Genomic DNA, 25,583 nt, shown 5'->3' on the forward strand with positions numbered 1-25,583 from the left:
CGGCGATCCTGCCCCACCGGGTGTACGAGCCGCGGTCATGGCCGTCCTCAAACGCGTCGCGCGCTGACATCGTTGGGAGCCGGTTGTAGGATTCCGGCATGGCTATCGCACGCTTCCCAGGACTCGTTATTGACTGCCCTGACGCCGGGGCCCTCGCGGCCTTTTACGGTGCATTGCTCGGCTGGAAGGTGAAAGCTGACCCTACTTGGGCCGAGATCCGTCCTGACGATGGCAGCGACTGCATTTCGTTTCAACAGATCGAGAGCTACAGGGCGCCGGAGTGGCCAAGTCAGACCATTCCCCAGCAGATGCATCTCGACCTGATGGTGGAGGACCTGGACGAAGGTGAGAAAGCGGTGATCGCCCTGGGCGGCACCAAAGCGGACACTCAGCCCGGCACAACGTTCCGCATCTTCCTCGACCCCGCTAGCCATCCGTTCTGCCTCTGCGTGGACTGAGCACACCCGCGTGACGAAGGGCAGTTCTGCTCAGATCCGGTACTCGATGTAATACTCGGCCGGGTCCACTGCGGGCTTGGTCTCACGCTGGGCGTCGCGGTGGCGCCAGCTTGCGGGGACGCCGGTCACGATTGATTCAGGCGGGGCATCCTTCACGACAACGGCGTTCGCTCCCACGGCGCTGTCATAGCCGATGGTGATGGGGCCGAGGATTTTGGCACCGGCACCGATCGTGACACGGTCTCCGATGGTGGGATGGCGCTTCACCTTCGCCAGCGAGCGACCGCCGAGGGTCACGCCGTGGTAGATCATCACGTCTTCCCCGATCTCCGCCGTTTCACCAATGACGACGCCCATGCCGTGGTCGATGAAGAACCGCCGGCCGATGGTGGCGCCGGGATGGATTTCGATGCCGGTCAGGAACCGCGCCAGCTGCGAAATCAGACGCGCGGGAAATCGCAGTGACGGGTTCTGCCACAGTCTGTGGGTCAGCCGGTGTGCCCAGATGGCGTGAAGCCCGGAATAGGCGAAAAAGTTCTCAAAAGAACCTCGAGCCGCCGGGTCGTGGGACCGGGCGGCGTCGAGGTCTTCCTTAAGTCTTGCGAAAAAGCCCACAAAGATCTTTCTACAGGAATCGGGGACGGGCAGGTTAAGGCCTAGCCCCGGATGTCGTCATAGAGGACGGTGGAGATGTAACGCTCGCCGAAGTCGCAGACGACAGCAACGATCAGCTTGCCGGCGTTCTCCGGGCGCTTGGCGAGTTCCAGCGCACCCCAGACGATGGCTCCGGAGGAAATGCCGCCGAGGATGCCTTCCTTGATGCCGAGATCCCGTGCCACTGCCACCGACTCCTCCAGGGTGGCGTCCAGCACCTCGTCGTAGACGTTGGTGTCCAGGAGCTCCGGAATGAAGTTGGCGCCGAGGCCCTGAATCTTGTGCGGGCCCGGGGCTCCACCATTGAGGATGGGGGAGTCCTTCGGTTCCACGGCCACGATCTGGACGTTCGGGTTGCGCTCCTTCAGGACCTGGCCCACGCCGGTGATGGTTCCGCCGGTCCCGATGCCGGAGACGAAGATGTCCACCTTGCCCTCGGTGTCGGCCCAGATTTCCTCGGCCGTGGTGGTGCGGTGGATCTCCGGGTTGGCTTCGTTGGCGAACTGCTGGGCCCAGATGGAGTTTTCCGTGTTGGCCACGATTTCCTGGGCCTTCTCCACGGCGCCGCGCATGCCTTCAGAGCCCGGGGTCAGCACGATTTCGGCGCCAAAGGCGCGCAGCATGACACGGCGTTCCGTGGACATGGTTTCGGGCATGGTCAGAATGACCTTGTAGCCGCGTGCTGCACCCACCATGGCCAGGGCGATGCCGGTGTTGCCGGACGTACCTTCAACGATGGTTCCGCCGGGCTTGAGCGCTCCGGACTTCTCGGCAGCGTCGATGATGGCGACGCCGATGCGGTCCTTGACGCTGTTGGCCGGGTTGTAGAACTCGAGCTTGACGGCAACCGTGGCGTCGAGGCTTTCAGTCAGCCGGTTAAGCCTGACCAGCGGAGTGCCGCCGACCAGCTGCGTTACATCGTCGTAGATCCGTGCCATGTACTTACGCCTATCTCTCAGGAGGGAATACTTTGGTCAGCCTAACGAGGGCGTAAGCACCGCTGCTAAGCATTAAGCCATGCAGAGTAATATTTCCGGGCCTTGGCCAGCTTCGGGTTGATGATCACCTGGCAGTAACCCTGTTCGGGGAACTTGGCGTAGTAGTTCTGGTGGACGGATTCGGCCGGATAGAAAACCGGAAGCCGGCTTACCTCGGTCACGATCGGATGCGACCAGAGGGCCTGGTTGCGGTCAATCGCGTCCTCAAAGAGGATCTTTTCCTCTGTCGTCTGGTAGAACATGGACGATCGGTACTGCGTACCGACGTCGTACCCCTGGCGGTTGAGCGTGGTGGGGTCGTGCAGTGCGAAGAACATGTCCAGGATGACTTCCGGCGGGATGACGTCCTCGTCGAAGGTGACCGCCACGACCTCCGCGTGACCGGTGATCCCTGAGCAGACCGAGTAGTAGTCGGGGTTTCGTTCGTGTCCGCCGGTATATCCCGAGACGACGGACTGCACACCCTTCGTTTTCTGGTAGACGGCGTCCAGGCACCAGAAGCAGCCTCCGCCAAGCACAAAAGTTTTCATGTCCTCTTCAATGGTTGAGGCGCGCCGATGATTCCCTTGGTCACACTACGCGTGCCAACTGCGGCAGGCCAGCCGCGCCTATAAGGTAAAAACATGAGTATGGAACCTGTGAACAGCGGTGTTGCAGCAGAACCCGCGGACAACGCGGACGTGGCACAGGCCGCGGAGTCGCCTGAGGCGCCCACGCTTGGACAGCTCATGCTGGCCGTTGAAGAACTCTGGCCTGAATCGCTCGCTGAGGAGTGGGACGAGGTTGGGCTCGTTGCCGGGCACCCGTCGGCTGAAATCAGCAGGGTCATGTTCGCCGTGGATCCCACACTCGACGTCATCGATGAGGCCATCGATTGGGGCGCCGAGCTCCTGATCACCCACCACCCGCTGCTGCTCAAGGGCGTCACCTCGGTCGCGGCCAACACGCCCAAAGGCAAGGCCGTCCACCGACTGATTGAGTCGGGAACCGCGCTTCTGACCGTCCATACGAACGGTGACTCCGCCGTCGGCGGCGTCTCGGACGTCCTCGCTGACGCCCTGGGACTCGAAAATGTCTCTCCACTGACTCCTGCGGCCAACGGCCTGCCCGAGGAAGGCATCGGCCGCGTCGGCGATCTTGCCGAGGGGATGACACTGGGCGACTTCGCAGCGAGGGTATTCGGCATTTTGCCGTCCGTCGCGGGCGGCGTCAGGGTTTCCGGCGACAAGGACGGCCTGGTCCGCCGGATCGCAGTCTGTGGCGGCGCCGGCGACTCGCTCTTTGACGAAGTCCGGGCCAGCAACGCCGATCTGTTTGTCACCGCCGATCTCCGGCACCACCCCGCCTCCGAAGCCCGTGAGGCCGCCGTCAATGGCCGTCCCTACCTCATCGACGTGTCGCACTTCGCCAGTGAATGGCTGTGGCTTCCGGCTGCTGCCGAGGCGCTGGGCAATGTCCTCGCAGACCAGGGACTGGATGTCGAAATCCGCGTCAGCACCACCAACAGCGATCCGTGGGACTTCATTCTGACTCCCGGCGGGGACTAGAGTCTATAAAGCCCCTGCAGGGGTGACCGGCGCAGGCCGGATGGGACCAAGCGGAGGTAATCGTGGCCAAGGCAGCACCGGCGGAACAGTTGAAGTTGCTCGAACTCCAGGGGCTGGATGCCAAACTCAAGTCCCTGTCCAACCGCCGCCGCAGCCTTGAGACCGATCCCCGGATCGAAGACCTTCAGTCGGCCCTCAGTATTGCCACAGGGGAGCTGGCCACGGCGAAGATGGCCGTTCATGACGCTGAAATGGAACTGAAGCGGGCCGAAGCCGACGTGGAGCAGGTGGCCGGCCGGATTGAACGCGACGAGACGAAGCTGAACAGCGGAACGGGCCTGTCCAAGGACCTGGTGGCACTGCAGAAGGACATCGCCTCGCTGAACAAGCGGCGATCGGACCTTGAAGACGTTGAGCTTGAAGTCATGGAGCGCCTGGACTCCCTTCGCGAACGGCTGGCGGCCCAGCAGAAGATCGTGGACGACATCCAGAGCTCGTTCGGCGCCATCCGGGCGGAACTGGACGAGCAGCTGGCCGAGATTTCGGCCGAAGAAACGGTGGTGCGCGGCCGCAGGGCCGACTTTGCTGCCGGCCTGGATTCCGGCATGCTCGCCGTGTACGAGAAAACCCTCGCCCGTCGCGGTGTGGGTGCTGCGAGGCTCTTCCACGGCACGTCCGAGGGTTCCGGCATGCAGCTGAGCCCCGGCGACCTTGCCGAGATCAAGGCCGCTGCCGAGGACGACATCGTTTTCTGCCCGGACTCCGGCTGCATCCTCGTGCGCTCCGCCGAGTGGGCCTGAGCGGCACGCTCACCCACGTAACGCCCAATAACCCAAGCAGGTAGCAGCAGACGCCGATTGGACGCCTGATAACGATGCGAGCTGCGACCCAGTTGGGCGTGATGGCAGCGTTGACTAACCGGGCAGGATGATGTTCAGGGCGTGCGCCTTGCGGGCCGTGCCCGCAACGAGTTCGGCCTTCCACTTCTCGGTGGCTGCCTTGTGCAGCTGCGCCGGCGTGTGGGGGGCCTTTCCGCGCCGGGTCAGCAGGTGCCTCGCCAGCTCCCCGCGAGTGTGCTTGGCGAAGTGGCTGACCACCTTCCGGACGCCGTTCGCCTCGGTGAAAACGTTCACTGCCACGGTGGCCGCCGGCGGCGGAGTCCATGCCGCGGCGTAGGTGCTGGAGCGGCAGTCCACGAGCAGCTCGCCGTCGGTTGCGGCGGCGAGGGCTTCCGTAAGCTGCGGCTTCCAGAACGAGGCAAGTCGTCCGACGTCGGGCAGTGCCGTTGACATGGACAGCCGGTAGGCGGGCACGGAGTCTGCGAACCGGAGGGCGCCCCACAGCGCCGAAATCACCAGGACGGACTCGTCCGCCCGGCGGCGCTGCGGCGCCGTCATCGACTGGTAGCCGAGTGCGTCGTACAGCACCCCCGAGTAAAGCTGGTGGGCCGGCGCCGCCGGTTCGGCAAGCAGCCGGGTGTTGCGATCGACGTCGGCCTTCAGCGACGCGCCGACGCCGAGCAGGGCCAGGGCGTCCTCATGGGCGCTCACTGTTCCCAGGGCGTCGAGCACCTTGGCCCGGTACGTGTTGAGGTCAGGGAAGCTCAGGGACGTCCAGTCGATGGCGTCGCCGCGGACGGCAGGGGTCTTACCTTCTGACGGGGGAAGCAGGATCAGCACCGTACGATCTTACCGGCGCCACGCTGTTCCCTGAGGACGCCGGCTCAGCCCAAGTGCCGGCCCAGGAAGGCGAACACGTCCGGCAGGACGGACCGCCAGTAGGCAAGGTCGTGGCCACCGGGCCGGAAGCCGCCCTCGACCCTGCCCGGGAGTGCGCTGACATAATCCGTAACCGTGGCGAACAGCTCGTCCTCCGTGCCGCAGTCGATGCGCTTGGGAACGGCAGCGAGCCTTGGCCTGAGCGCGAAAACGTCATGAGCCGCGAAATCAGCCGGGCTATCGAAGGCGCTGTCCGTTCGTTGGTCGTAGCGGCGCCAGACCGCGGGACTCAGGGCAGCCACGGCGCGGAGCCCGGGCAGCTTGCCCTGGGACGCCAGAAGCAGGGCACCAAAGCCTCCCATCGAGATGCCGAACAGGCCGATCCTGCCGAGGTCGTAGCCTTGGTCGCCAAGGAACGGCACGAATTCCTTCACCAGCATGGTCTGGGTGTCGCTGCCATCGGCGCGGGCGTGCCACCAGGTGTCGCCGCCGTCCACGGCTGCGATCGCGAAGGGTGGCCGACCTTTGTCCAAATGCCGCTGCAGGAACTCGTCGGCCGCGAGCCCGTCCAGGAGGTTACTGTGACTTCCGCCCATTCCGTGCAGGAAGACCACCATAGGCAGCAGAGACGGCTGTTGTCCGCCGTCCGTACCGGGCGTAGCCAGAGACCAACGGGTGGTAACTCCCGGCCGGAAGGCTGAGACGAATTCCCCGGTCCGCGTGGTCACGGTGAGGGGAGCAGCAGGCGCTGTCGTTGTTCCCGCCGCCACAGGCGCCGTGGAAGAGGGGTCAACCGGGGGAAGGTTGGCCGTACACGCTGCGGCCACAGACGCGCCGACGCCGATTCCTGCCAGCTGAATCAGGCGTCGCCGGGTCAGAACGGACGCGTCCATGCCCCGATCATAGGCCCGGGAACCGGAGGTATGCCTGCTCACCGTAGAATGGACAGCGGATGGGTTGACCAGGCGGCCGCGCGTCACGCAAGTGGCTCGAGGAACGTCCGGGCTCCGCAGAGCAGGGTGGTGGGTAACGCCCACTCGGGGTAACCCGCAGGCCAGTGCCACAGAAAACAGACCGCCTGCATCGCGCCGATTTGAAAGCGGCACGAAGCAGGTAAGGGTGAAACGGTGGTGTAAGAGACCACCAGCTTCCCGGGTGACCGGGAAGGCTAGGTAAACCCCACCCGGAGCAAGGCCAGACAGGGCGCGTTTGAGGGCTGCTCGCCCGAGTGCCCGGGTAGGCCGCTGGAGGGCGTCGGCAACGGCGTCCGTAGATGGATGGCCGCTACTCCCGCACCGGTAACGGGGCGGGAACACAGAACCCGGCGTATCGGTCAGCCCATCCACCTTTTCCCGCCTTTTTGCCGCCGGCGCCGACTGGTCGCTCACGGTGTGAGTGAATTCACGCGCTTCACGTTCGGCCGGGGCATCCGGCCAGCCCTAGAATGGACAATGAACGTAGAAGTTCTTCCGCCGGATCTGCGTTTGCAGCCGGCGTTTTTCTTTTGCAACGTCCAACGGCATCCGGGGTGGACCGAAACCCCGCAGGTGCCAGCGGCCCTTGATAACTTCAGGCGGCCGCCATCCGGTTTACGAGGACGTATCCGGTTGAACCAAGGAAGGTAGTTCTGTGAGCCAGACGTCAGATTCTTGTCTTGATACGTGGATGGGCCGGGAGGCACTCGCTGAGGCCATGATTCCGGTGATCGGCAGGCTGTACCGTGAAAACAACGTGGTGACTTCCATCCACGGACGCAGCCTGATCAACAAGTCCGCCATGAACATCCTCAAGGCACACCGTTTTGCTCGCCGGATGAGCAAGGACGAGCTCCTCCTCGAGGAAACGGCACCCCTGCTGGAGACCCTCGCGAAGCTGGATCTCGGTGCAGCGGCCATCGACATCGCGCGCCTGAACCAGAAGTTCAAGTCCGACGGCGGCGACGCCACTCTGGAGGAATTCCTCCGCGCCGAACTGGCAGAGGTAGTGGGGAAGCGGGGCGGCGATGACCGTACCAGCACCGACGTCGTCCTTTACGGATTTGGCCGGATCGGCCGCCTGCTCGCCCGCCTCCTCATTGAAAAGGCCGGCGGCGGCCACGGCCTGCGCCTGCGCGCCATTGTGGTGCGCAGGGGTTCCGACAACGACCTGTCCAAGCGTGCAAGCCTCCTGCGCCGCGACTCGGTCCACGGCTCCTTCGAAGGCACCATCCGAGTGGACCAGGACGCCAACACCATCACCGCCAATGGTGTGCAGATCCAGGTCATCTACTCGGACAACCCGGCCACCATCGACTACACGTCGTACGGCATCAAGGACGCCCTGGTCGTGGATAACACGGGCCGCTGGCGCGACGCCGAGGGCCTGTCCCAGCACCTCCTGAGCAAGGGCGTGGCCCGCGTGCTGCTGACGGCCCCGGGCAAGGGCGAACTGAAGAACATCGTCCACGGCATCAACCACGGCACCATCCTGGATTCGGACAAGATCGTCACCGCGGCATCGTGCACCACCAACGCCATCACGCCGGTTCTGAAGGCGATCAATGACAAGTACGGCGTGGTCCACGGCCACGTGGAGACGGTCCACTCCTTCACCAACGACCAGAACCTCATCGACAACTTCCACAAGGGCGACCGCCGCGGCCGCTCGGCCGCGCTGAACATGGTCATCACCGAGACCGGGGCAGCCAAGGCCGTGGCCAAGGCACTGCCGGAACTGTTGGGCAAGCTCACCGGCAGCTCCATTCGCGTCCCCACCCCCGATGTCTCCCTGGCGATCCTGAACCTGAGCCTCGAACGGGGCACCACCAAGGACGAGGTCAACGACTACCTGCGGGAAATGTCGCTGCACTCGGTCATGCGCAAGCAGATCGACTACATCGACTCCCCGGAGGTCGTGTCCACGGACTTCGTCGGCTCCCGCCGGGCAGGCATTGTTGATGGCCTGGCCACCATCTCCAACGACAAGAACCTTGTGCTCTACGTCTGGTACGACAACGAGTTCGGCTACAGCTGCCAGGTGGTCCGCGTCATGGAGGAAATGGCCGGCGTGAACCCGCCGACCTTCCCCGCCAAGGACTCTGTCAAGGACGCTGCGCCGGTGCTGGAAGCCGCGGCGGCAGTCTAGCGACAGAGCCGTCCGCCATCCCGCAGCCAGAAGCTGCTGGAACACGGTTCCCTGAAGTTCCCGGCTGGTTCTCTGGAATCAGCCGGGAAAGGGGACCACACTTGTGTCATGGAACATGACGCGACTCTTGAGCACGAGACAACCCTGGAACATGCCCTCGACGTGGCACGCGCCAACCAGAAAGAGGCGCAGCGTCTCTTGGACGAGGCCCGAGCCGCCTACGCCGCCGGTGATATCGGCAAAGAGCGGGTCGCCCAGCTGGAGCGCCTGCTGGACCTTGCGAATACGGATCTCCGGCGGGTCATGAGGGAGCAGTAGGGCGCAGCTGCGCCGTCCACAGGGCACTCCTCCTCCATAGGCACCCTTCCCAAAGGCCACCCGTCCTCAACATTGTGGATATCAGCTTTGATGTCAGCGGGCTGGCCTAGGCTCTTGGCGTGCAAACAAAACATGTCTCGGAAGCCCGGGCCCGATGACCGTCAGCTGGGCCGCCTACAGAAGTGCCCGCCGGCGTTCCCGCCAAGCCTGGACGGTGCTGGCCGTTCTGGCGGTCGGCGTCCTCGCGTGCATCACGTGGTTCTTCACTACCGGCCAGTTTCTGGCCGCAGAGCCGGCAGCCTCCGGTCCCAGCGAAGCCCCGGTCTTTGACCGTACCTGGATGAAGCCGGTGATGCCGCCCCGGCCGGTACCGGAAGGCAGCGCCGCCGCGGCACTGGAATCCCTGGCGGTCAAGGGGCGGGCGCCGAAAAACGACTACGACCGGACGGCTTTCGGCCAGGCGTGGTTCGACGCTGACCGGAACGGGTGCGACACCCGCAACGACATCCTCCGGCGCGACCTTCGCGATGTCGTTTTCGCCAAGGACTCCCGGTGCAAAATACTGTCCGGCACGTTTCACGAGCCGTACTCCGGCCGGGTCACCATATTCCGCCGAGGGGCCGAGTCCAGCAAGGCTGTCCAGATCGACCACGTGGTTGCGCTGGCCGATGCCTGGCAGAAGGGCGCCCGGCAGCTCACGCTGCAGGAGCGTCAAAACCTGGCCAATGATCCCATCAACCTCATCGCGGCGGACGGTCCGGCGAACCAGGAGAAGAGCGCTTCGGACGCGGCCAGTTGGCTCCCCGGGAACAAGGCGATCCGCTGTCACTACATCGCACGGCAGATCACGGTGAAGGCCGCCTACGGACTCTGGGTCACGCAGGCTGAGAAGGAAGCCATGGCGCGCGTCCTTGGCTCCTGCCCACGCCAGCAGACGGTCATCGCGCACTAGGACCCGGAGAGAAGGGCCGTAGGGGCCGGGACAGGAGGGCCGTAGCGGGACAGGAGGGCCGTAGCGGGTCGGTGTCCGAACGGCTCAGTGTCCGAACGGGTCGGGATCCACACCGGGCATCCAGGTCAGCCCGGGAACACCCCAGCCGCTCTTCTTGGCCTGCTTCATTGCCTTGCGCGCATACCGGTCAATGAGACGGTTCACGTAGAGCTTTCCGTCCAGGTGGTCATATTCGTGCTGGATCACCCGGGCGAACCAGCCGGTGGCTTCGAATTCAACCGGCTTTCCGAAGCCGTCAAAACCTTGGACGCGCGCCCATTCCGCCCGCTTAAGGGGGTACTGGCCGCCGGGGAAGGAGAGGCAACCCTCCACTTCCTCGTCCGGATCCGGCAGTGCGCCGGAAACCTTCGACAGGGTGAGAACCGGGTTGACCAGCACTCCAGTGGGCGGGGCGCCGTCGTCGTTCGCGTACTTGTAAACGAAAATCCGCTTGCCCACCCCGACCTGAGGGGCGGCCAGACCGACGCCGTTGGCTTTGTCGTTGGTTTCAAACATATCGGCAATCAGCTGGCGGAGCTCGTCGTCGAAAACTTCAACTTCGGCGGCCCGGCGGTGCAACACCGGCTCACCCCAGATAGTGATCGGCAGAACGGTCATGTCAGATGGTTCCTTTGGTGCTTGGACGGGCGCCCGGCGAGGGGTGAAACGAACAAAGGCTGCACCGGATAACCGGTGCAGCCTTTGTGACGGACGGCATTTGTGCTACCGACCTCGTGGGGTGAGCGACGGGGGTTGAACCCGCGACCTCCTGGACCACAACCAGGCGCTCTGCCAACTGAGCTACGCCCACCATGTGCCTCGCAGGCCTTCCGGCGTACCGGCTGGCTGGAAAGGCAACGTCAAATAGTTTACCTGCTGTTCGGGGGTGGTTTTGCCACTTTTGGCAGTTTCGGTGAAATTTCCCCTAAACGTGGCGCAGATTACTTTTCCGGCCCCCTACTTTCCTGGTCCGGCCTCGGCTGGAAAGGTTCCCTTCGCGAGCCCCCGGGTCAGCTCATCAATGGCGGACGGCTGGGCGGAGATGCGCTTGGAGATTTCCAAGGCAGTCGCGCTGTCCGGCCCCGGGGCAGGGACGAAGACCGCGTCCCGGTAATAACGGAGTTCGTCGATGGAATCCTTGATGTCCCCCAGGGCGCGGTGGCCGCCCAGCTTGGCGGGCGCCTGAAAGTAGGCGCGGGCAAACCATCGCCGGGCCAGTTCCTTGATGGTGCTCACATCGATGATCCGGTAGTGGAGGTGTTCGACGACGGAGGGCATGTCCCGGGCAAGGAAGACCCGGTCCGTCCCCACCGAGTTGCCGGCGAGCGGAGCCTTGCGGACATCCGGAACCCATTTCCGGATATAGGACAGGACGGCTTCCTCGGCCTCGGCCAGCGTCTTCCCGGCGGGCAGTTCCTTCAGGAGCCCGGACCGGGTGTGCATGTCCCGGACGAAGTCGTTCATCTGGGCGAGGGCTGCGTCATCGGGCTTGATGACCACGTCCACGCCGTCCCCAAGGATGTTAAGTTCGGAATCCGTCACCAGGGCGGCGACCTCGATCAGGGCGTCGTTGACGGTGTCGAGGCCGGTCATTTCGCAGTCGATCCAGACGATGCGTTCGTTAGATATAGGCACCCGATCAGCCTACCGTTTCGTGGTGGCAGAGCCGTCCGGTGCTAAGATTTCGAGGTACGTGGCGCAGCCCTGAGCAGTCGCCGCACTCCATTCTGGCCGGTCGGATCCGGCAGCAGACGGTAGCAGCACGCCCACAAGAGATTGGACAATCCTGAGATGACGGCGCCTGTGCCTGAGACGGAGGAAAGCGCCCCGGGCACTGCCACGGACCCAGCCCTGGCAGAGGTGGACAAGCCCTGGTCGCCTATCCTCTCCGGTTTCATCGGCTCGCTTTTCCTCGTTATCGGTTCGCTCGGCGTCGGCTGGCTGGCGCCAGCCTCAGAGCTGCGGCGGATGCCGCTGTTCATCTGGATGCGCACGGAGGCATTCGGCGTTGCCCTCTCCATCGTGCTGATTGCGGTGGGCGGCATGCTGCTGGTGCGGGCATGGCTGAGGCTTGGCCAGCGCGTCAGGGTCTGGGGGCCGGCAGCCCGCAAGGCAACACTTCAGGCTGTGGCTGCGTGGGGTCTGCCCATGATGTTCACTGTCCCGTTGTTCAGCCGCGACGTCTACGCCTACATCGGACAGGGCAGGCTGATGGTCGAGGGGTTCAACCCCTACGAGAACGGCATTTCGTCGCTGTCCAACTATTTCCAGCTCGGTGCCGACAAGATGTGGACCGAGGCTCCCGTGCCGTACGGGCAGCTGTTTCTGTGGATCGAGCAGTTTGTTGTCTGGTCCACCAACGTCCACCCGGAGGCGAGCATCATGCTCTTCCGGCTGGCCGCGCTGGTGGGCGTGGTGCTGTGCATCATCTACGTCCCTAAGCTCGCGGAACTTCACGGCGTCAATCCACACCGTGCCCTGTGGCTGACCGCTGCAAACCCCCTGTTCCTCACGAACTTCATCGCCAGCGTCCACAACGACGCCCTCATGATCGGGCTTGCTCTCGCAGGCCTGTATTACTGCGCCACGCGGCGGGTCATCCTCGGCATTGTCCTGATCACGGCGTCCATCGCGGTCAAGCCCATCACCGTTGTTTTCCTGCCGTTCATCGGCCTGCTCTGGGCGGGCAAGGGCGCCAGTTGGCCGCGGAAGTTTGTTTTCTGGGGCCTAACGGCGGGCATCAGCTTTGCCTTGCTCTATCTCATGAGCCTCGTCAACGGATTCGGCTTCGGCTGGGTCAACGGCCTCTCAGCGCCCGGAAGCGTGTGGATCTGGTACGCCCCGGTGGGACTGCTGGGGCTCGTGGTCGCCTCCATCGCCAATGCCTTCAGCCTAGACGGGTGGGGGATCGCGAAATGGATTTACGACGCCGGCAAGCTGCTCGCCGTCGGAATCGTCGCCTGGCAGATCTTCAAGGGCGATCACGACCGCATCATGCGCCGGCTGACGCTTGCTTTCGCTGCCATCGTCGTGCTCGCCCCAATGATCCAGTCCTGGTACGTCGTCTGGCTGATCCCGCTGTTTGCGGTGACAGGGATCCGGGATGACTGGCAGGTGAAGGCCCTGTATTTCATCGTGTCATTCTTCATGGTCTACGCCATCTCGGATCAGCTTGAGGTCTTCCCGTATCTGCAGTCCGAGGACCTGGGACTCGCGCTTGCCCTGGCCAGGAACGCGGCTGCCATCATCGCCCTGCTGTTCGCGCTCTATCTGATTTTTCTGGATCCGCGCACCAAGCTTCTGTTCAGCAAATCGGATCAGCCCGTCACCACGCGTCCCGTCATCTGATCCGCAGATTCCTTACCGCTTCCCTGCGGGACAGCGGGCTGAGGGACTGGCCGTGGCGGTCCACGAAGTTAATGACCCAGGCGGGATCGGTCTTGGCGTATTCGCGCAGGGCCCAGCCAATCGCCTTCCTGATAAAAAACTCCGTGTCGGCCATGTTCGCCTCGATGACCCGGGCGAGCAGTGCTGTGTCGGTATTGGACTTCGCTGCGAGTTGGGCGGTGATGGATGCCCGCCTGAACCAGAAGTCGTCATGGACACTCCACGCGAGCAGCACAGGCGTGAGTTCCTGCCGGTGCGCCTGAAGCAGCGCGCAGATGCGGTGGGCCACCCCGTCCACTAAATCCCACGCCGCTCCGCTGCTGATGATCTCCTCGTAGACGGGCAGCATCCGGAAGTCGCCGGCAACCAGCCGCAGCCCCGTGAGGTCGATGGCCGCATAGCGCTCTTCGCGGTATTCCGCCCCGCGCCAGAGATCGAGCACTGTGGCGCGCAGGTCCGCGGCGGATTCAAAAGGATGGTTTGCCGCCGCGGCTTTGGCGAACCTGCGCACCTCCGGCACCCGCACACCTAAGGAGGGCATGGACGATTTCAGATAGGCCTGCGCTGCTGAGCCCCGGACAGGATCCGCCACAGCAAGCAATGATGCGCGGATCGCGGCCAGGACTTCGTCGTTTGCCATGAAGCCAACATAGCCGCCGGAACGATGGCCCGCCGAACGGTCCAGTATTCGCGAAGCCCTCCCGTGGTTCCGAGTGGGCCGGCGTTCTAGAGTGGGCAGGGTACGCGGCGCATTCCCGCCGGCGGCACAGCCACATAGTTCCGGAGGCCAGCAGATGTCCATGATCAAGAGCCCTGATGAAATAGCGCTTATGCGCGAAGCAGGCCGCGTAGTGGCCAATGCGCTGGCCGCTGTCCGCCAGGCAGCCGCCGTCGGGGTTTCCCTCAAGGAACTGGACGACGTTGCCGCGGCCACCATTTCCGACGCCGGCGCCACGCCGGCCTTTCTCAACTACCGGCCGCGCTGGGCTTCTGTCCCGTTTCCGGGGGTTATCTGCACCAGCGTGAACGACGCCGTGGTCCACGGCATCCCGAACGGGTACCGGCTGCAGGACGGTGATTTGCTGAGCGTGGATTGCGGCGCGTTCCTTGAGGGCTGGTGCGGCGACGCCGCCGTCAGCTTCATCGTGGGCACTGCCGATCACGTTGACCAGGAACTCATCGACGCGACGGATGCGGCGCTGGCCCGGGGCATCGAAGCGGCACGGGTAGGAAACAAGATGGGCGACCTCGCCTACGCCATCGGTGGCGCCGCCCGCCGCGCAGGTTACGGATTGCTGGCAGACCATGGTGGCCACGGCATTGGCCGCACGATGCACGCGGAGCCACCTGTCCCGAATGACGGCCGCCCGGGCCGGGGTCTTAAATTATCCGAAGGGCTTGTCATCGCCATCGAGCCGATGCTGATCCTCGGCGGCAAGGGGGACTACTACCATGACGACGACGAGTGGACGCTGAGATCCGCAAACGGCCGCCGCGCGGCACACAGCGAGCATACGGTCGCCATCACCGCGGACGGACCGGTGGTTCTTACCCTGCCATGACATCGAACGCGCTGACTGGCTAAGCGTCCTGGCTCCCTAGGCAGGCTGGAGGTCCGCACCTCTTGCTTCCAGTGGCCGATCGAATGCACCCTCGCTCCAGATGCGATACCCTGACGGGGAATGGTTAGCGCTAACAATCGCCCGAGGAGTCCCATGCCGGCCACAGAACACAGCATCAGCTTCGGCCCTTATTCTGCGATCATCACGGAGCGCAGCGGAGCCCTGCGGGAACTGCGGCACGGCAGCCGCGACCTGGTGGTCAGCTTCGGGGCCGAGGGTTCCATCCCGGATTACCGAGGCGTGGTCTGCGCACCCTGGCCCAACCGGGTCGCCGACGGCCGCTACCGCCACGCCGGCAGAACCTTCCAGATCGCCATTAACGAGCCGCACCGCCATACGGCTCTCCACGGGCTGGCGCTCGATGCCCCCTGGAGCACTGCGGTGCGCACAGATTCATCCGTCACGCTGAATTGCCGGATCGACTCCGGTCCTGCCTACCCCGGCCGGCTGCAGATCATGGCCTCCTATGAGCTCCGCGAGGACGGCCTGCACTGCACTGTTGCCGCCACCAACACCGGCGACGTAGCCGCACCCTACGGGGTCTGCCCGCACCCCTACCTGGTGGCGGGGACTGCTCCGCTGGATGAGTGGACACTGGAGCTCCCCGCCGGTGAATTCCTGGAAGTCACCCCGGACCGGCTGTTGCCTCTCCAGCTGGAATCGGTGGCGGGCCACACCTTCGACTTCCGCGCCGAGCGGCTCTTGGGAAGCATCCGGATCGACCATGCCTTCACGGGAATCAGCCGCACGCAGGATGGCCTCGCAGCGGTGCGCGTATTTGACCCTTCAGGCAGCGGCGTGGAGCTCGAGTGGGACCAGGCCTGTGCCTGGGTGCAGGTCCACACCGGTGACAAGCCGATCGGCCCGGACCGGCTGGGGCTGGCGGTCGAGCCGATGACATGCCCCCCGGACGCATTCAACTCGGGAACCGACCTCGTGGAGCTGGGGCCTGGCGCCACGCACGAAGCCGGCTGGACCATCCGCGCCCTCAGCCGTTGACAGCTAGGCTACATGGCTAGGCAGCAGCCTCCGCCACGGCCTCAGTGCTGCGGCGAAGCGTCACCTGACCTGTCACGGGAACCACAGTGCCGCCGTCGGGAGCTTGGCCTCCGGTAGCAGTAACCGGTACAGCCAGGCGGCCGATTTCTTCGAGGGGAAGCCGTACGGTGGACAGCGCCGGGCGGAAGTCGCGCAGTGTTTCAATGTCGTCAAACCCTGCAATGGCAGCGTCGCGCGGAATGCGCAGGCCCTCGGAGCGGAGTGCCGCGGCGGCGCCGATGGCCATGACGTCGTTGACTGCGAAGATGCAGAGCCGTGAAGCACCGGAAGCCGCTGACTGCCCAACCTTGATCCGTTTGGCGAGTGCGAGTCCGGCCTCGTACCCTCCGGAGCGGTCAAAGCCGCTGCGCAGGACTTCCGCCGGTGGCAGCCCGGCCGATTCCAGGCCCCGCTGGAAGCCGCGGACGCGGTCATCGGAGGTGAGGAGCCCCTGCGGGCCGCCGATGACCACGAAGTCACCGTTGTGGAATGCCGCAAGTTCACGGGCGAGTTCCGCGGCAAGATCCTCATTCGGAACGGCCACGACGTGGTAGCCCTCGGGAGCTGATGCGCCGACGACGGGATGTCCCACGACCCCCACCCGGCCGCCATTGCGGCAGTACCGGTCCAGCTCTGCGGCCAGCACGGCATTGCCTTCCCGGTCCTGCTGACGGATAGAGCGGGAGCCGGCAATGACGATCGAGTCGGCCCGCCGAGCGGCAAAAGCGGCGACCGCGGCCCGCTCGTCGTCGGGCGTTCCGGCAGTGGTGGCCAGCAGCACCATCTTGTGCTGGTCGCGTGCAGCTGCCTGGACGCCCCGGGCGATGGCCGAAAAGTAGGGATCGGCGATGTCGTGGACGATCAGTCCGATGAGTCCAGAGCTCGACTTGGCCAGCCCTTGTGCCTGGGCATTCGGGATGTAGCCGAGGGATTCGGCGGCTTTCCGGACGCGGTCCGCGATGTCCGGACCCGGTGTCCTGGCGGAACCGTTGAGGACACGGGAGGCGGTGGCGGGGGAGACCCCGGCCAGCCGGGCGACTTCGGTCAGCGTGCTTGCGGCCACAGAAAACTCCTGTTCAACAGCCTCAGCTTCGGGCAGCTGCGGCGATGGATTCATTATGGCAGTTGCAGGAATTTGGGGAAAGCGCTTGCCAATAACCGCTTGCGATGTGCATTATTGACGCAGCGGGAATGCGCTTTCCCGATTCATTCTTGCTCCGCCGACTACCTGAAGAGGAAACATGGGCTTCGAAACAAAGACGATCCGCATCGCCATGAACGGCATCACCGGCCGGATGGGCTACCGCCAGCATCTGCTGCGGTCGCTCCTTCCCATCCGCGACGCCGGAGGCTTCACCCTCGAGGACGGCACCAAGGTCCAGGTCGAGCCGATCCTGGTGGGCCGCAACGAAGCGAAGATCCGCGAGCTGGCCGAGCTGCACAAGGTCGCCGAATGGACCACTGATCTGGACGCGGTGATCAGCGACCCCACAGTCGACGTCGTCTTTGATGCCTCCATGACCAGCCTGCGTGCCGCCACCCTGAAGAAGGCCATGGAAGCCGGCAAACACATCTTCACCGAGAAGCCCACGGCCGAAACGCTCGAGGAAGCCACCGAGCTGGCCCGCATCGGTAAGGAGGCCGGGGTCACCGCCGGCGTGGTGCACGACAAGCTCTACCTGCCCGGACTGGTCAAGCTCCGCCGCCTGGTGGATGAAGGTTTCTTCGGCCGCATCCTCTCCATCCGCGGGGAATTCGGCTACTGGGTCTTCGAAGGCGATGTCCAGGCTGCCCAGCGGCCGTCTTGGAACTACCGCAAGGAGGACGGCGGCGGCATGACCACGGACATGTTCTGCCACTGGAACTACGTCCTGGAAGGAATCATCGGCAAGGTGAGGACCGTCAACGCCAAGACGGCCACCCACATCCCCGTCCGCTGGGACGAAGCCGGCAAGGAATACAAGGCCACCGCCGACGACGCCTCCTACGGGATCTTCGAACTCGAGACGCCGGCAGGGGAGCCCGTGATCGGCCAGATCAACTCCTCTTGGGCCGTCCGCGTGTACCGCGACGAACTGGTCGAATTCCAGGTCGACGGCACCCACGGTTCCGCCGTCGCAGGCCTGAACAAATGCGTCGCGCAGCAGCGCGCCCACACGCCCAAGCCGGTCTGGAACCCGGACCTGCCCGTCACGGAATCATTCCGCAGCCAGTGGCAGGAAGTCCCGGCCAACGCAGAGCTGGACAACGGCTTCAAGCTGCAGTGGGAAGAATTCCTGCGTGACGTCGTCGCCGGCCGCGAACACCGCTTCGGTCTGCTCTCCGCCGCCCGCGGCGTCCAGCTCGCCGAACTCGGCCTGCAGTCCAACGACGAACGCCGCACCCTCGACATCCCGGAGATCACGCTCTGATGACATCCCTCATCCTTCCCACCTCCGACGGCGGCACCCGCGAGTACCGCCTCAAAGCCGCGGCGAACTGGGCCAAGCCGAGTGCGCCTTTGACCGCACGGCGCGCGTATGCTGCAGCGCATGTCATCCCTGAAGTAACGGCGGACAACACACCGGGAGCTCCGGCGCGCCTCGACTGGGACGCCACCCTCGCCTACCGCCATGAACTTTGGTCCTATGGACTCGGCGTTGCCGACGCCATGGACACCGCCCAACGCGGCATGGGCCTGGACTGGGAAGCCACCCAGCAGCTCATTAAGCGGACCGGCGTGGAAGCCGCCGCCGTGGTCTCCGCCGGCGATGCCGCAATTGCAGGCAAGTCGGTGCGCGACCTCGTGTCCTGCGGCGCCGGGACCGATCAGCTGGACCTGGCCTCGCTGTCCACCGGCGCGGCCGGCATCGAGGCAGTCCTGAATGCCTACCGCGAGCAGGTTGCCGTCGTCAGCGAAGCAGGGCCGAAAGTCATCCTGATGGCGTCCCGTGCGCTGGCCAAAGTGGCGAGCGGGCCGGACGACTACCTGCACGTTTACTCGACCCTCCTGCGGGAAGCGGACCAGCCTGTCATCCTGCACTGGCTCGGCACCATGTTCGACCCCGCGCTCGCCGGGTACTGGGGTTCGGAGGACGTCCCCCGTGCCACAGAGACATTCCTTTCGCTCATCCGGGAACATGCAGACAAGGTGGACGGGGTCAAGGTCTCCCTCCTGGACGCCGGTCACGAGGTTGCCCTGCGCGCCGCCCTGCCGGAGGGCGTCCGCCTCTACACGGGGGACGACTTCAACTACCCGGAGCTCATCGACGGCGACGGCACCAGCCACTCGGACGCCCTGCTCGGCATCTTCGCCGCCATCTACCCGGCTGCCTCCGCCGCCCTGCAGCGCTACGAGGCCGGCGACGCCGCCAAAGGCCGCGCAATCCTCGATTCCACCCGTGACCTCGGCAAGCACATCTTTAGCGCGCCAACTTTCTACTACAAGACCGGCATCGCCTTCCTGTCCTGGCTTAACGGCAAGCAGTCGGGATTCCAGATGGTGGGAGGGCTCCACTCCGGACGCTCCGTGGTGCACCTGGCCACAACGTTTGAACTGGCCGACCAAGCGGGCCTGCTGAAGGATCCCGCACTGGCGGCGTTCCGGATGTCCGATTACCTGCGGATCAACGGGGTGGGAGTATGAGCGACTTTTCACGGTTGTCACTGAACAGTGCCACCACCAAGAAGTGGACCCTGGCCGAGGCGGTCGACGGCTGCGTCAGGGCCGGTATCCCGGCGATCGGGCCCTGGCGGGACATCGTTGCCGATGCCGGCCTCGACAAAGCCGCCAGGCTCATCAAGGACGCTGGACTGCGGGTATCGTCGCTGTGCCGTGGAGGGTTCCTGACCGCCCCTGATCCCGATGGCCAGGCTGCCGCGCTCGCAGACAACCGTGCGGCCGTCCTTGAGGCGGTGGCACTGGACACGCAGGAACTGTTCCTCGTGGTCGGCGGACTGGCGCCGGGGGAGAAGGACGTGGTGGCTGCCCGCCGGCGCGTGGCCGACCGCCTCGAGGACCTCGTGCCGTTCGCCGCCGAGCACGGAATCCGCCTGGTGCTGGAACCGCTGCACCCGATGTACGCGGCGGACCGCGCCCTGATCTCAACGTTGGGGCAGGCCCTCGATTTGGCGGCCCCCTACGACGCGAAGGCGGTCGGCGTCGCTGTCGATACCTTCCACGTATGGTGGGATCCGGAGCTAAAGGCGCAGATCAATCGGGCCGGCCGTGAAGGCCGCATCGCCTCCTACCAGGTCTGCGACTTCAACCTGCCGATCGCAGCCGACGCGCTGCTGTCCCGGGGAATGATGGGCGACGGCGTCATCGACTTCGCGGCCATCGGCACCTGGGTACGGGACGCCGGTTACACCGGCGACATCGAGGTGGAAATCTTCAACCGCGAGATTTGGGATGCCGACGGCGACACGGTCCTCGCGGCCATGAAGGAGCGCTACGCGGAACTGGTGCTGCCCTTTGCCTAATCCCCGCTAACGGCGCGCAACTATATGGCGCCGGCGCCGGCACTGGATCAACGGTGCCGGCGCCATCGCGCGCTGCCCTTACCTGTGCCGTCCGCGGGGCGTAGGGTGAGGCTCGCGAGCAAGTGACCAGGAGGCAGCTGATGAATGAGCGGGGCAAGGACGCCGTCGTATCCGTCGTTGTGGGGGCTGGACCCGGGCGGGTCTGGAAAGCTCTCACCGATCCCTCCGACGTCAGAGAATATTTCCTCGGCACGAATGTCACGTCCACCTGGCAGGAAGGCGATCCCGTCACCTTTGCAGGGGAGTGGAAGGGCAAGGCCTACGAGGACAAGGGGACCGTTCTGGAGAGCAGGCCCAACGAGCTCCTTCGGATCAGCCACTTCAGCCCCTTGAGCGGTCTCCCTGACATTCCCGAGAACTACCACACAGTGGAGTACCGCCTGGCTCCCAAGGACGACGGCACCGAGGTCACCATTACTCAGGGCAATAACCGGAGCGACTCCGAGGCGGAGGAGTCCGCCAAACTGTGGGAGATGATACTCGGCAACCTCAAGGACTATCTGGCGCGCTGATTCCCTGGTGCGCTGATTCGGGGAGCGGGCACGGATTCCTGGCAGCCGGTCTTTTAGCGCAGGCGTGCGGCCGATACCCGGCGGCGGTGTTCAGCGGCCCGGAGTTGGATGATCCGGGCAGCGCCGGCCATGGCCACGAGGACCCCTCCGCCCACTGCCGCGATGAACAGGGCCATGCCGAGGGACACAGCGCCTTCCAGACCGAAGAACTTCACTTGGACCAGTTCCTGGTTCTGCAGGATGAAGACGATCAGCAGCACAAGGACCACGAGTGCCGATGCAACCGAGACCCAGATCATGCCGGCCCGGGTGACCTGACGTTTTGGTTCCGCATTGGCCGCCGATGGGGTGGAGGTTCCGTCATAACCTGGAAGAGCGGCGGTGCCGGGCCGGGTTTGACCCATCCCGGCGGCGGGACGCTGTTCTTCCAAAGGCTCAGGTACGGCAGGTCCAGAAGCCTGCGCCGGAGGCGGTGACGATTGCTGCTCGTGTGGGTCGCGCTCAGATCGACTCTGCTGCATGCCAGTGAATCCTTCCGGTGTTCGCCCCGCATCAGGGCGGGTGCGTGGGCGCCGGCGCCACATCACTGTGCCGGCGCCCACTCCGATCATAAGCACGTTTCCCGCTTATAGTAAGCATGCTTGGCATCCTTTGATTCCGCGTGTCGGACCGGTGCGCGACTCAGCCCCCTCGGCCAAATCCTCGTGCCGAATCCGTTTCGACGATTCCCTGCCGTCTCGACGCTTCGCAGCATCGAGTGTGCACGGAACCGTCGAAACGGACGCAGATCTTGCTGTTCAGATACCGGGCGACGAGTCGGCCGTCGGCGGCCCCGAAGACACGCCGCTCAACGAGTGCCGCTGATGGCAGGATGAAGGCATGGATATCATCGATTTCCTTGAAGCCAGAATCAGCGAAGACGAAGCCGTCGCCCAGGCAGCGTCCCCCGCGCCCTGGGAATGGTTCAGGAAAGCCGGAACCCCTACCCCCGCGCTCTACGCCGCGGACGAACGTGCTGTCCTCGACGCCTATGCCGACCACCGCCCGGGATACCTCGCCTGCAAAGCCGAAGACCGGGTCTACATCGCACAGTTCAACCCCGGCCGCATCCTCGCGGAATGCGCCGCCAAACGACAGATGCTGGCCAATGTCCCGCTCGTCACCGACATTCCCAGTGAGGTCGGCGGGACCAGCGAATACGTCCTCATGTGCATGGCATCCCCGTATAGGGACCACCCCGACTACCAGCAAGGCTGGGCGATCGAGCTCTGAGTGCCCATGAAGAAGCGGTCCTGACGTGCTTTCCGCAGGTCAGGACCGCTTTTCTTCTGTGCCCCAGGAGGGAATCGAACCCCCGACCGGCGGATTAGAAGGCCGCTGCTCTATCCCCTGAGCTACTGGGGCATGTGGTTGCCCGGCGTGTTCCCGGGTGCCTCAAAAAGTTTACATTGACTTCCGGCCAGACGGAGGCAGGGCTTGCAACGTTTCGCCCGACCGCGTTGTGACGCCCTGAACCCGGTTATCCACATAGGGCACTTTAGACCTCGCGGCCGGCTCGCGGCCGGTTGATGCTGGAGATGCCTGCTAGGGCAAGACACATCGAGACAGGACACCAAGATGACTGACAACATTACTGTCCGGGGCTTCGTCGCCACGGAGATCAGGAGCTCCACCACGCCCGGCGGTGTGGCCACTGCGTCGTTCCGCCTCGGCTCGACCGACCGCCGTTATGACCGCGCCAGCAGCACCTGGGTGGACGGCAACACAAACTGGTTCACCGTCCAGGGGTACCGGCAGCTGGCCGGGAACATGGGCTGCAGCATCAAGAGGGGACAGCGGGTGATCATCGTTGGGCGGTTGAAGATGCGGAGCTGGGAAAAGGAAGGCCGGATCTACCACGTCGCTGAGATCGACGCCGAGTCCGTGGGCCACGATCTCATGTGGGGCTCCGCCAACTTCACGCGGACTGCAGGCAACAACTCCCAGCCTGCCGTGGCGGCCGTTGGTGGCGAACACGACGGGCACGGTGAGGGGAGCAGTTCAAAGCCCTCTGACCGCAACGATGACGCGGGGCCTGACGAGGAAGGGGATGACGATGACACTGCCGCGGCCGGCATCTTCATCGACGATTCCACGGGTGAAACCATGCAGCTCGACTCCGAAACGGGCGAGCTCACAGGGGCCGCAGCCTGACCGGCGGGGCGATGCGGCAGCGTACCCCCGCGGTGCCGCATGGCAAGAGCCGTGCCGCATGGCTGGGCCCTGCCGCATGGCAGAATGGCAGCGTGGCGCGACGCGAGATACTTCAACCGAACACCAGATCCTTGGGCTGCGTCAGCGGCGTATCGGTCCGGGTTGCGCTCGCAACGGTGCTGCTCACAGGGCTGCTCACAGGTCTGGCTGCCTGCAGTTCCGGAGCCAGCCAGCAACCCGGGACAGGCAATCCTGCAGCCAGCCCGTCCTCGTCGCCACCACCAGGCGTGGCATCCCACGGAACGGCATCCCACGGAACAGCCCCGACCGGAGCGGCAACACCAGGTACGGCAACGACCCGGCTGCAGAAGACGATGTCGGACGCCTTGGGCGCCGTCGCCGCCGGAACCCCGAGGCCGGGCGCGGAACAGATCCAGCAGGCACTGACCGCCGCGGGTGTTCCGGCTGCATCCCTGGAGATTTCGGCGGACCGCACCCCCACGGGGCTGGACGTGGATTCCATGGAGGCGGCAGCGGTCCGGGGCAAGGAATGCGTCATTGGCCAAATCCGCAACGGCAAAGTGACGGTGACGGTGCTGCCAGTCCTCGCGAACGGGAAGTGCTTCGTGGGAGCTCCCGCCTGACGCTCCGAATGTGAGATATCCCCGTCCACCCACTAGATTTGGAACCATGGCGGAATTTATCTACACAATGACCAAGGCCCGTAAGGCTGTTGGCGAAAAACTTATTCTCGACGACGTCAGCATGTCGTTCTTCCCCGGTGCGAAGATCGGCGTCGTTGGCCCCAACGGTGCCGGTAAGTCCACCATCCTGAAAATCATGGCAGGTCTGGACACGCCCTCGAACGGCGAGGCGCGGCTGAGCCCCGGTTACTCGGTGGGAATCCTGCTCCAGGAACCGCCGCTCAACGAGGAAAAGACCGTCCTGGGCAACGTCCAGGAAGGTGTTGGTGAGATCTACGGCAAGATCCAGCGCTTCAACGAAATCTCCGAGGAGATGGCCAGCCCCGACGCCGATTACGACTCCCTGCTGGAGGAAATGGGCCACCTGCAGGAGGCCATCGACGCTGCCGACGCCTGGGACCTCGATTCCCAGCTCGAGCAGGCCATGGATGCCCTCCGCTGCCCGCCGGCCGATGCCGACGTGACCCTCCTCTCCGGTGGTGAGCGCCGCCGCGTGGCGCTCTGCAAGCTGCTGCTGCAGAAGCCGGACCTGCTCCTGCTCGACGAGCCCACCAACCACCTCGACGCCGAAAGCGTGCTGTGGCTGGAACAGCACCTGTCCAGCTATGCCGGCGCCGTCCTTGCCGTCACCCACGACCGGTACTTCCTGGACCACGTCGCGGAATGGATTGCAGAAGTGGACCGCGGCCACCTCTACCCGTACGAGGGCAATTACTCCACGTACCTGGAGAAGAAGCGCGCCCGCCTCGAAATCCAGGGCAAGAAGGATGCCAAGCAGGCCAAGCGCCTTACCGAGGAACTGGAATGGGTGCGCTCCAACGCCAAGGGCCGCCAGACCAAGTCCAAGGCCCGTCTTGCACGCTATGAGGAAATGGCGGCCGAGGCTGACCGGACCCGGAAACTGGACTTCGAGGAAATCCAGATCCCGCCGGGCCCCCGCCTCGGCGGACTGGTGCTGGAGGCGAAGAACCTGCAGAAGGGCTTCGAGGACCGCACCCTGATCGACGGACTGTCCTTCTCGCTGCCGCGCAATGGCATTGTGGGCGTCATCGGTCCCAACGGCGTCGGCAAGACCACGCTCTTCAAAACCATCGTGGGGCTCGAACCGCTCGACGGCGGCGACTTGAAGATCGGCGACTCCGTCAAGATCTCCTACGCGGACCAGAGCCGCGGCGGCATCGATCCCAACAAGACGCTGTGGGAGGTCGTGTCCGACGGGCTGGACTTCATCCAGGTCGGCAATGTCGAAATGCCGTCCCGCGCCTACGTCGCAGCCTTCGGCTTCAAGGGTCCGGACCAGCAGAAGAAGGCCGGTGTGCTCTCCGGCGGTGAACGCAACCGGCTGAACCTCGCACTGACCCTCAAACAGGGCGGCAACCTGCTGCTCCTCGACGAACCGACCAACGACCTCGACGTTGAAACCCTCAGCAGCCTGGAAAACGCCCTGCTCGAATTCCCGGGCTGCGCCGTAGTGGTCTCGCACGACCGCTGGTTCCTGGACCGGGTGGCCACGCACATCCTGGCCTACGAAGGCGACGACGAGAACCCGTCCAAGTGGTACTGGTTCGAGGGCAACTTCGAATCCTACGAGGAGAACAAGGTGCAGCGCCTCGGCCCCGACGCCGCCAAGCCGCACCGCGTCACGCACCGCCGGCTCACCCGCGACTAGATGTATTGCATCGCGTAAGCACAAACCGAAAAGGCCGGTTCCCCCGACGGGAATCGGCCTTTTCGGATTCGTGCCGCGCCGCCGGCGGGCGGCAGCCGTGAAGCCAGGGCTAGTCCCAATGCCGTTTACT

At 64.7% G+C, this 25,583-nt stretch carries 27 protein-coding genes, 2 tRNA genes and 1 other RNA gene; 18 read left to right on the top strand and 12 right to left on the bottom strand.

The window, feature by feature from the left end:
- The first annotated feature begins 98 nt into the window (after positions 1 to 98).
- Positions 99 to 458 (top strand): VOC family protein, encoded by a 360-nt coding sequence (locus J7E80_RS19505; RefSeq protein ID WP_215053883.1) that lies wholly within the window; start codon positions 99 to 101, stop codon positions 456 to 458.
- Positions 459 to 488: 30 nt separating this feature from the next.
- Here the strand turns inward: J7E80_RS19505 and epsC are convergent, their stop codons facing one another.
- The 3 genes from epsC to msrA form a co-directional block, all read right to left on the bottom strand.
- The gene (epsC, locus tag J7E80_RS19510) at positions 489 to 1,073 is read right to left on the bottom strand and encodes a serine O-acetyltransferase EpsC (RefSeq protein ID WP_215053884.1); all 585 of its coding nucleotides are present in this window, start codon (positions 1,071 to 1,073) and stop codon (positions 489 to 491) included.
- Between the two features lie 41 nt (positions 1,074 to 1,114).
- Complete coding sequence (gene cysK / locus J7E80_RS19515) at positions 1,115 to 2,050, bottom strand: cysteine synthase A (RefSeq protein WP_215053885.1); 936 nt, start codon at positions 2,048 to 2,050, stop codon at positions 1,115 to 1,117.
- Between the two features lie 65 nt (positions 2,051 to 2,115).
- Positions 2,116 to 2,640 (bottom strand): peptide-methionine (S)-S-oxide reductase MsrA, encoded by a 525-nt coding sequence (gene msrA, locus J7E80_RS19520; RefSeq protein ID WP_215053886.1) that lies wholly within the window; start codon positions 2,638 to 2,640, stop codon positions 2,116 to 2,118.
- Between the two features lie 99 nt (positions 2,641 to 2,739).
- Between msrA and J7E80_RS19525 the strand changes: the two genes are divergently transcribed.
- Positions 2,740 to 3,657, top strand: coding sequence for a Nif3-like dinuclear metal center hexameric protein (locus tag J7E80_RS19525; RefSeq protein WP_215053907.1), 918 nt, complete (start codon positions 2,740 to 2,742; stop codon positions 3,655 to 3,657).
- A 62-nt stretch (positions 3,658 to 3,719) separates the two neighbouring features.
- A complete protein-coding gene (locus tag J7E80_RS19530; protein ID WP_215053887.1) occupies positions 3,720 to 4,457 on the top strand; it encodes a zinc ribbon domain-containing protein in 738 nt (245 codons plus the stop codon).
- Between the two features lie 114 nt (positions 4,458 to 4,571).
- On the opposite strand, the gene J7E80_RS19535 is transcribed toward J7E80_RS19530, so the two are convergent.
- Positions 4,572 to 5,336 carry a YaaA family protein gene (locus tag J7E80_RS19535; protein ID WP_215053888.1) on the bottom strand — a complete coding sequence of 255 codons (765 nt, stop codon included), beginning with the start codon at positions 5,334 to 5,336 and terminating at the stop codon, positions 4,572 to 4,574.
- A 44-nt stretch (positions 5,337 to 5,380) separates the two neighbouring features.
- A complete protein-coding gene (locus J7E80_RS19540) occupies positions 5,381 to 6,268 on the bottom strand; it encodes an alpha/beta hydrolase family protein (RefSeq protein WP_215053889.1) in 888 nt (295 codons plus the stop codon).
- Positions 6,269 to 6,328: 60 nt separating this feature from the next.
- Between J7E80_RS19540 and rnpB the strand changes: the two genes are divergently transcribed.
- From rnpB to J7E80_RS19560, 4 genes are all read left to right on the top strand, one after another.
- An RNA gene (gene rnpB, locus J7E80_RS19545) (RNase P RNA component class A) lies at positions 6,329 to 6,720 on the top strand.
- Positions 6,721 to 7,004: 284 nt separating this feature from the next.
- The gene (locus J7E80_RS19550; protein WP_215053890.1) at positions 7,005 to 8,498 is read left to right on the top strand and encodes a glyceraldehyde-3-phosphate dehydrogenase; all 1,494 of its coding nucleotides are present in this window, start codon (positions 7,005 to 7,007) and stop codon (positions 8,496 to 8,498) included.
- A 108-nt stretch (positions 8,499 to 8,606) separates the two neighbouring features.
- A complete protein-coding gene (locus J7E80_RS19555) occupies positions 8,607 to 8,816 on the top strand; it encodes a TolC family protein (protein WP_215053891.1) in 210 nt (69 codons plus the stop codon).
- Between the two features lie 154 nt (positions 8,817 to 8,970).
- Entirely contained in the window at positions 8,971 to 9,768 is a 798-nt protein-coding gene (locus tag J7E80_RS19560; RefSeq protein ID WP_215053892.1) for an HNH endonuclease family protein, read from the top strand.
- A gap of 84 nt (positions 9,769 to 9,852) precedes the next feature.
- Here the strand turns inward: J7E80_RS19560 and def are convergent, their stop codons facing one another.
- From def to orn, 3 genes are all read right to left on the bottom strand, one after another.
- Entirely contained in the window at positions 9,853 to 10,425 is a 573-nt protein-coding gene (def, locus tag J7E80_RS19565; RefSeq protein WP_215053893.1) for a peptide deformylase, read from the bottom strand.
- A gap of 117 nt (positions 10,426 to 10,542) precedes the next feature.
- Positions 10,543 to 10,618: transfer RNA gene (locus J7E80_RS19570), tRNA-His, on the bottom strand.
- 146 nt (positions 10,619 to 10,764) lie between these two features.
- Positions 10,765 to 11,442, bottom strand: coding sequence for an oligoribonuclease (gene orn, locus J7E80_RS19575; RefSeq protein ID WP_311380893.1), 678 nt, complete (start codon positions 11,440 to 11,442; stop codon positions 10,765 to 10,767).
- A gap of 156 nt (positions 11,443 to 11,598) precedes the next feature.
- Between orn and mptB the strand changes: the two genes are divergently transcribed.
- A complete protein-coding gene (gene mptB, locus J7E80_RS19580) occupies positions 11,599 to 13,155 on the top strand; it encodes a polyprenol phosphomannose-dependent alpha 1,6 mannosyltransferase MptB (protein WP_215053894.1) in 1,557 nt (518 codons plus the stop codon).
- Here the strand turns inward: mptB and J7E80_RS19585 are convergent.
- Positions 13,148 to 13,834: a DNA alkylation repair protein gene (locus tag J7E80_RS19585; RefSeq protein ID WP_215053895.1), complete on the bottom strand. Its 687-nt coding sequence runs from the start codon at positions 13,832 to 13,834 to the stop codon at positions 13,148 to 13,150. The genes mptB and J7E80_RS19585 overlap by 8 nt on opposite strands.
- Before the next feature lie 154 nt (positions 13,835 to 13,988).
- Between J7E80_RS19585 and map the strand changes: the two genes are divergently transcribed.
- Both map and J7E80_RS19595 read left to right on the top strand, forming a co-directional pair.
- Positions 13,989 to 14,756: a type I methionyl aminopeptidase gene (gene map, locus J7E80_RS19590; RefSeq protein ID WP_215053896.1), complete on the top strand. Its 768-nt coding sequence runs from the start codon at positions 13,989 to 13,991 to the stop codon at positions 14,754 to 14,756.
- Positions 14,757 to 14,909: 153 nt separating this feature from the next.
- Positions 14,910 to 15,815: an aldose 1-epimerase family protein gene (locus tag J7E80_RS19595; RefSeq protein WP_215053897.1), complete on the top strand. Its 906-nt coding sequence runs from the start codon at positions 14,910 to 14,912 to the stop codon at positions 15,813 to 15,815.
- A gap of 16 nt (positions 15,816 to 15,831) precedes the next feature.
- On the opposite strand, the gene J7E80_RS19600 is transcribed toward J7E80_RS19595, so the two are convergent.
- A complete protein-coding gene (locus J7E80_RS19600) occupies positions 15,832 to 16,917 on the bottom strand; it encodes a LacI family DNA-binding transcriptional regulator (RefSeq protein WP_215053898.1) in 1,086 nt (361 codons plus the stop codon).
- Positions 16,918 to 17,095: 178 nt separating this feature from the next.
- Here J7E80_RS19600 and J7E80_RS19605 point away from each other — a divergent pair, with 178 nt between their 5' ends.
- From J7E80_RS19605 to J7E80_RS19620, 4 genes are all read left to right on the top strand, one after another.
- A complete protein-coding gene (locus J7E80_RS19605) occupies positions 17,096 to 18,265 on the top strand; it encodes a Gfo/Idh/MocA family protein (protein WP_215053899.1) in 1,170 nt (389 codons plus the stop codon).
- On the top strand, positions 18,265 to 19,479 hold the full coding sequence (locus J7E80_RS19610) for a dihydrodipicolinate synthase family protein (RefSeq protein WP_215053900.1): 1,215 nt from the start codon (positions 18,265 to 18,267) through the stop codon (positions 19,477 to 19,479). Before J7E80_RS19605 ends, J7E80_RS19610 begins: the two co-directional genes overlap by 1 nt.
- Positions 19,476 to 20,315 carry a sugar phosphate isomerase/epimerase gene (locus J7E80_RS19615; RefSeq protein WP_215053901.1) on the top strand — a complete coding sequence of 280 codons (840 nt, stop codon included), beginning with the start codon at positions 19,476 to 19,478 and terminating at the stop codon, positions 20,313 to 20,315. The genes J7E80_RS19610 and J7E80_RS19615 overlap by 4 nt, the downstream gene beginning before the upstream one ends.
- Positions 20,316 to 20,455: 140 nt before the next feature.
- The gene (locus tag J7E80_RS19620; protein WP_215053902.1) at positions 20,456 to 20,887 is read left to right on the top strand and encodes an SRPBCC domain-containing protein; all 432 of its coding nucleotides are present in this window, start codon (positions 20,456 to 20,458) and stop codon (positions 20,885 to 20,887) included.
- A gap of 53 nt (positions 20,888 to 20,940) precedes the next feature.
- Here the strand turns inward: J7E80_RS19620 and J7E80_RS19625 are convergent, their stop codons facing one another.
- Entirely contained in the window at positions 20,941 to 21,318 is a 378-nt protein-coding gene (locus J7E80_RS19625) for a lipopolysaccharide assembly LapA domain-containing protein (RefSeq protein ID WP_396020813.1), read from the bottom strand.
- Between the two features lie 448 nt (positions 21,319 to 21,766).
- Here J7E80_RS19625 and J7E80_RS19630 point away from each other — a divergent pair, with 448 nt between their 5' ends.
- Entirely contained in the window at positions 21,767 to 22,159 is a 393-nt protein-coding gene (locus J7E80_RS19630; RefSeq protein WP_215053903.1) for a DUF6221 family protein, read from the top strand.
- 59 nt (positions 22,160 to 22,218) lie between these two features.
- On the opposite strand, the gene J7E80_RS19635 is transcribed toward J7E80_RS19630, so the two are convergent.
- Positions 22,219 to 22,291: transfer RNA gene (locus tag J7E80_RS19635), tRNA-Arg, on the bottom strand.
- Between the two features lie 213 nt (positions 22,292 to 22,504).
- Between J7E80_RS19635 and J7E80_RS19640 the strand changes: the two genes are divergently transcribed.
- The 3 genes from J7E80_RS19640 (at position 22,505) to ettA (ending at position 25,453) form a co-directional block, all read left to right on the top strand.
- Complete coding sequence (locus J7E80_RS19640; RefSeq protein WP_215053904.1) at positions 22,505 to 23,080, top strand: single-stranded DNA-binding protein; 576 nt, start codon at positions 22,505 to 22,507, stop codon at positions 23,078 to 23,080.
- Between the two features lie 92 nt (positions 23,081 to 23,172).
- The gene (locus J7E80_RS23980) at positions 23,173 to 23,724 is read left to right on the top strand and encodes a DUF6993 domain-containing protein (RefSeq protein ID WP_311380894.1); all 552 of its coding nucleotides are present in this window, start codon (positions 23,173 to 23,175) and stop codon (positions 23,722 to 23,724) included.
- Between the two features lie 46 nt (positions 23,725 to 23,770).
- A complete protein-coding gene (gene ettA / locus J7E80_RS19650) occupies positions 23,771 to 25,453 on the top strand; it encodes an energy-dependent translational throttle protein EttA (RefSeq protein WP_215053905.1) in 1,683 nt (560 codons plus the stop codon).
- The last annotated feature ends 130 nt before the right edge of the window (positions 25,454 to 25,583 follow it).

Source organism: Arthrobacter sp. ISL-28 (genome assembly GCF_018613875.1).
Taxonomy (GTDB): Bacteria; Actinomycetota; Actinomycetes; order Actinomycetales; family Micrococcaceae; genus Arthrobacter.

Coding starts and splice junctions, on each gene's coding strand:
- cysK (WP_215053885.1), bottom strand. CDS start 2,050: ATGGCACGGATCTACGACGATGTAACGCAGCTGGTCGGCGGCACTCCG.
- J7E80_RS19525 (WP_215053907.1), top strand. CDS start 2,740: ATGGAACCTGTGAACAGCGGTGTTGCAGCAGAACCCGCGGACAACGCG.
- J7E80_RS19505 (WP_215053883.1), top strand. CDS start 99: ATGGCTATCGCACGCTTCCCAGGACTCGTTATTGACTGCCCTGACGCC.
- J7E80_RS19620 (WP_215053902.1), top strand. CDS start 20,456: ATGAATGAGCGGGGCAAGGACGCCGTCGTATCCGTCGTTGTGGGGGCT.
- J7E80_RS19640 (WP_215053904.1), top strand. CDS start 22,505: ATGACTGACAACATTACTGTCCGGGGCTTCGTCGCCACGGAGATCAGG.
- ettA (WP_215053905.1), top strand. CDS start 23,771: ATGGCGGAATTTATCTACACAATGACCAAGGCCCGTAAGGCTGTTGGC.
- J7E80_RS19555 (WP_215053891.1), top strand. CDS start 8,607: ATGGAACATGACGCGACTCTTGAGCACGAGACAACCCTGGAACATGCC.
- J7E80_RS19540 (WP_215053889.1), bottom strand. CDS start 6,268: ATGGACGCGTCCGTTCTGACCCGGCGACGCCTGATTCAGCTGGCAGGA.
- J7E80_RS19605 (WP_215053899.1), top strand. CDS start 17,096: ATGGGCTTCGAAACAAAGACGATCCGCATCGCCATGAACGGCATCACC.
- mptB (WP_215053894.1), top strand. CDS start 11,599: ATGACGGCGCCTGTGCCTGAGACGGAGGAAAGCGCCCCGGGCACTGCC.
- J7E80_RS19585 (WP_215053895.1), bottom strand. CDS start 13,834: ATGGCAAACGACGAAGTCCTGGCCGCGATCCGCGCATCATTGCTTGCT.
- msrA (WP_215053886.1), bottom strand. CDS start 2,640: ATGAAAACTTTTGTGCTTGGCGGAGGCTGCTTCTGGTGCCTGGACGCC.
- J7E80_RS19595 (WP_215053897.1), top strand. CDS start 14,910: ATGCCGGCCACAGAACACAGCATCAGCTTCGGCCCTTATTCTGCGATC.
- J7E80_RS19560 (WP_215053892.1), top strand. CDS start 8,971: ATGACCGTCAGCTGGGCCGCCTACAGAAGTGCCCGCCGGCGTTCCCGC.
- def (WP_215053893.1), bottom strand. CDS start 10,425: ATGACCGTTCTGCCGATCACTATCTGGGGTGAGCCGGTGTTGCACCGC.
- J7E80_RS19630 (WP_215053903.1), top strand. CDS start 21,767: ATGGATATCATCGATTTCCTTGAAGCCAGAATCAGCGAAGACGAAGCC.
- J7E80_RS19610 (WP_215053900.1), top strand. CDS start 18,265: ATGACATCCCTCATCCTTCCCACCTCCGACGGCGGCACCCGCGAGTAC.
- map (WP_215053896.1), top strand. CDS start 13,989: ATGTCCATGATCAAGAGCCCTGATGAAATAGCGCTTATGCGCGAAGCA.
- J7E80_RS19615 (WP_215053901.1), top strand. CDS start 19,476: ATGAGCGACTTTTCACGGTTGTCACTGAACAGTGCCACCACCAAGAAG.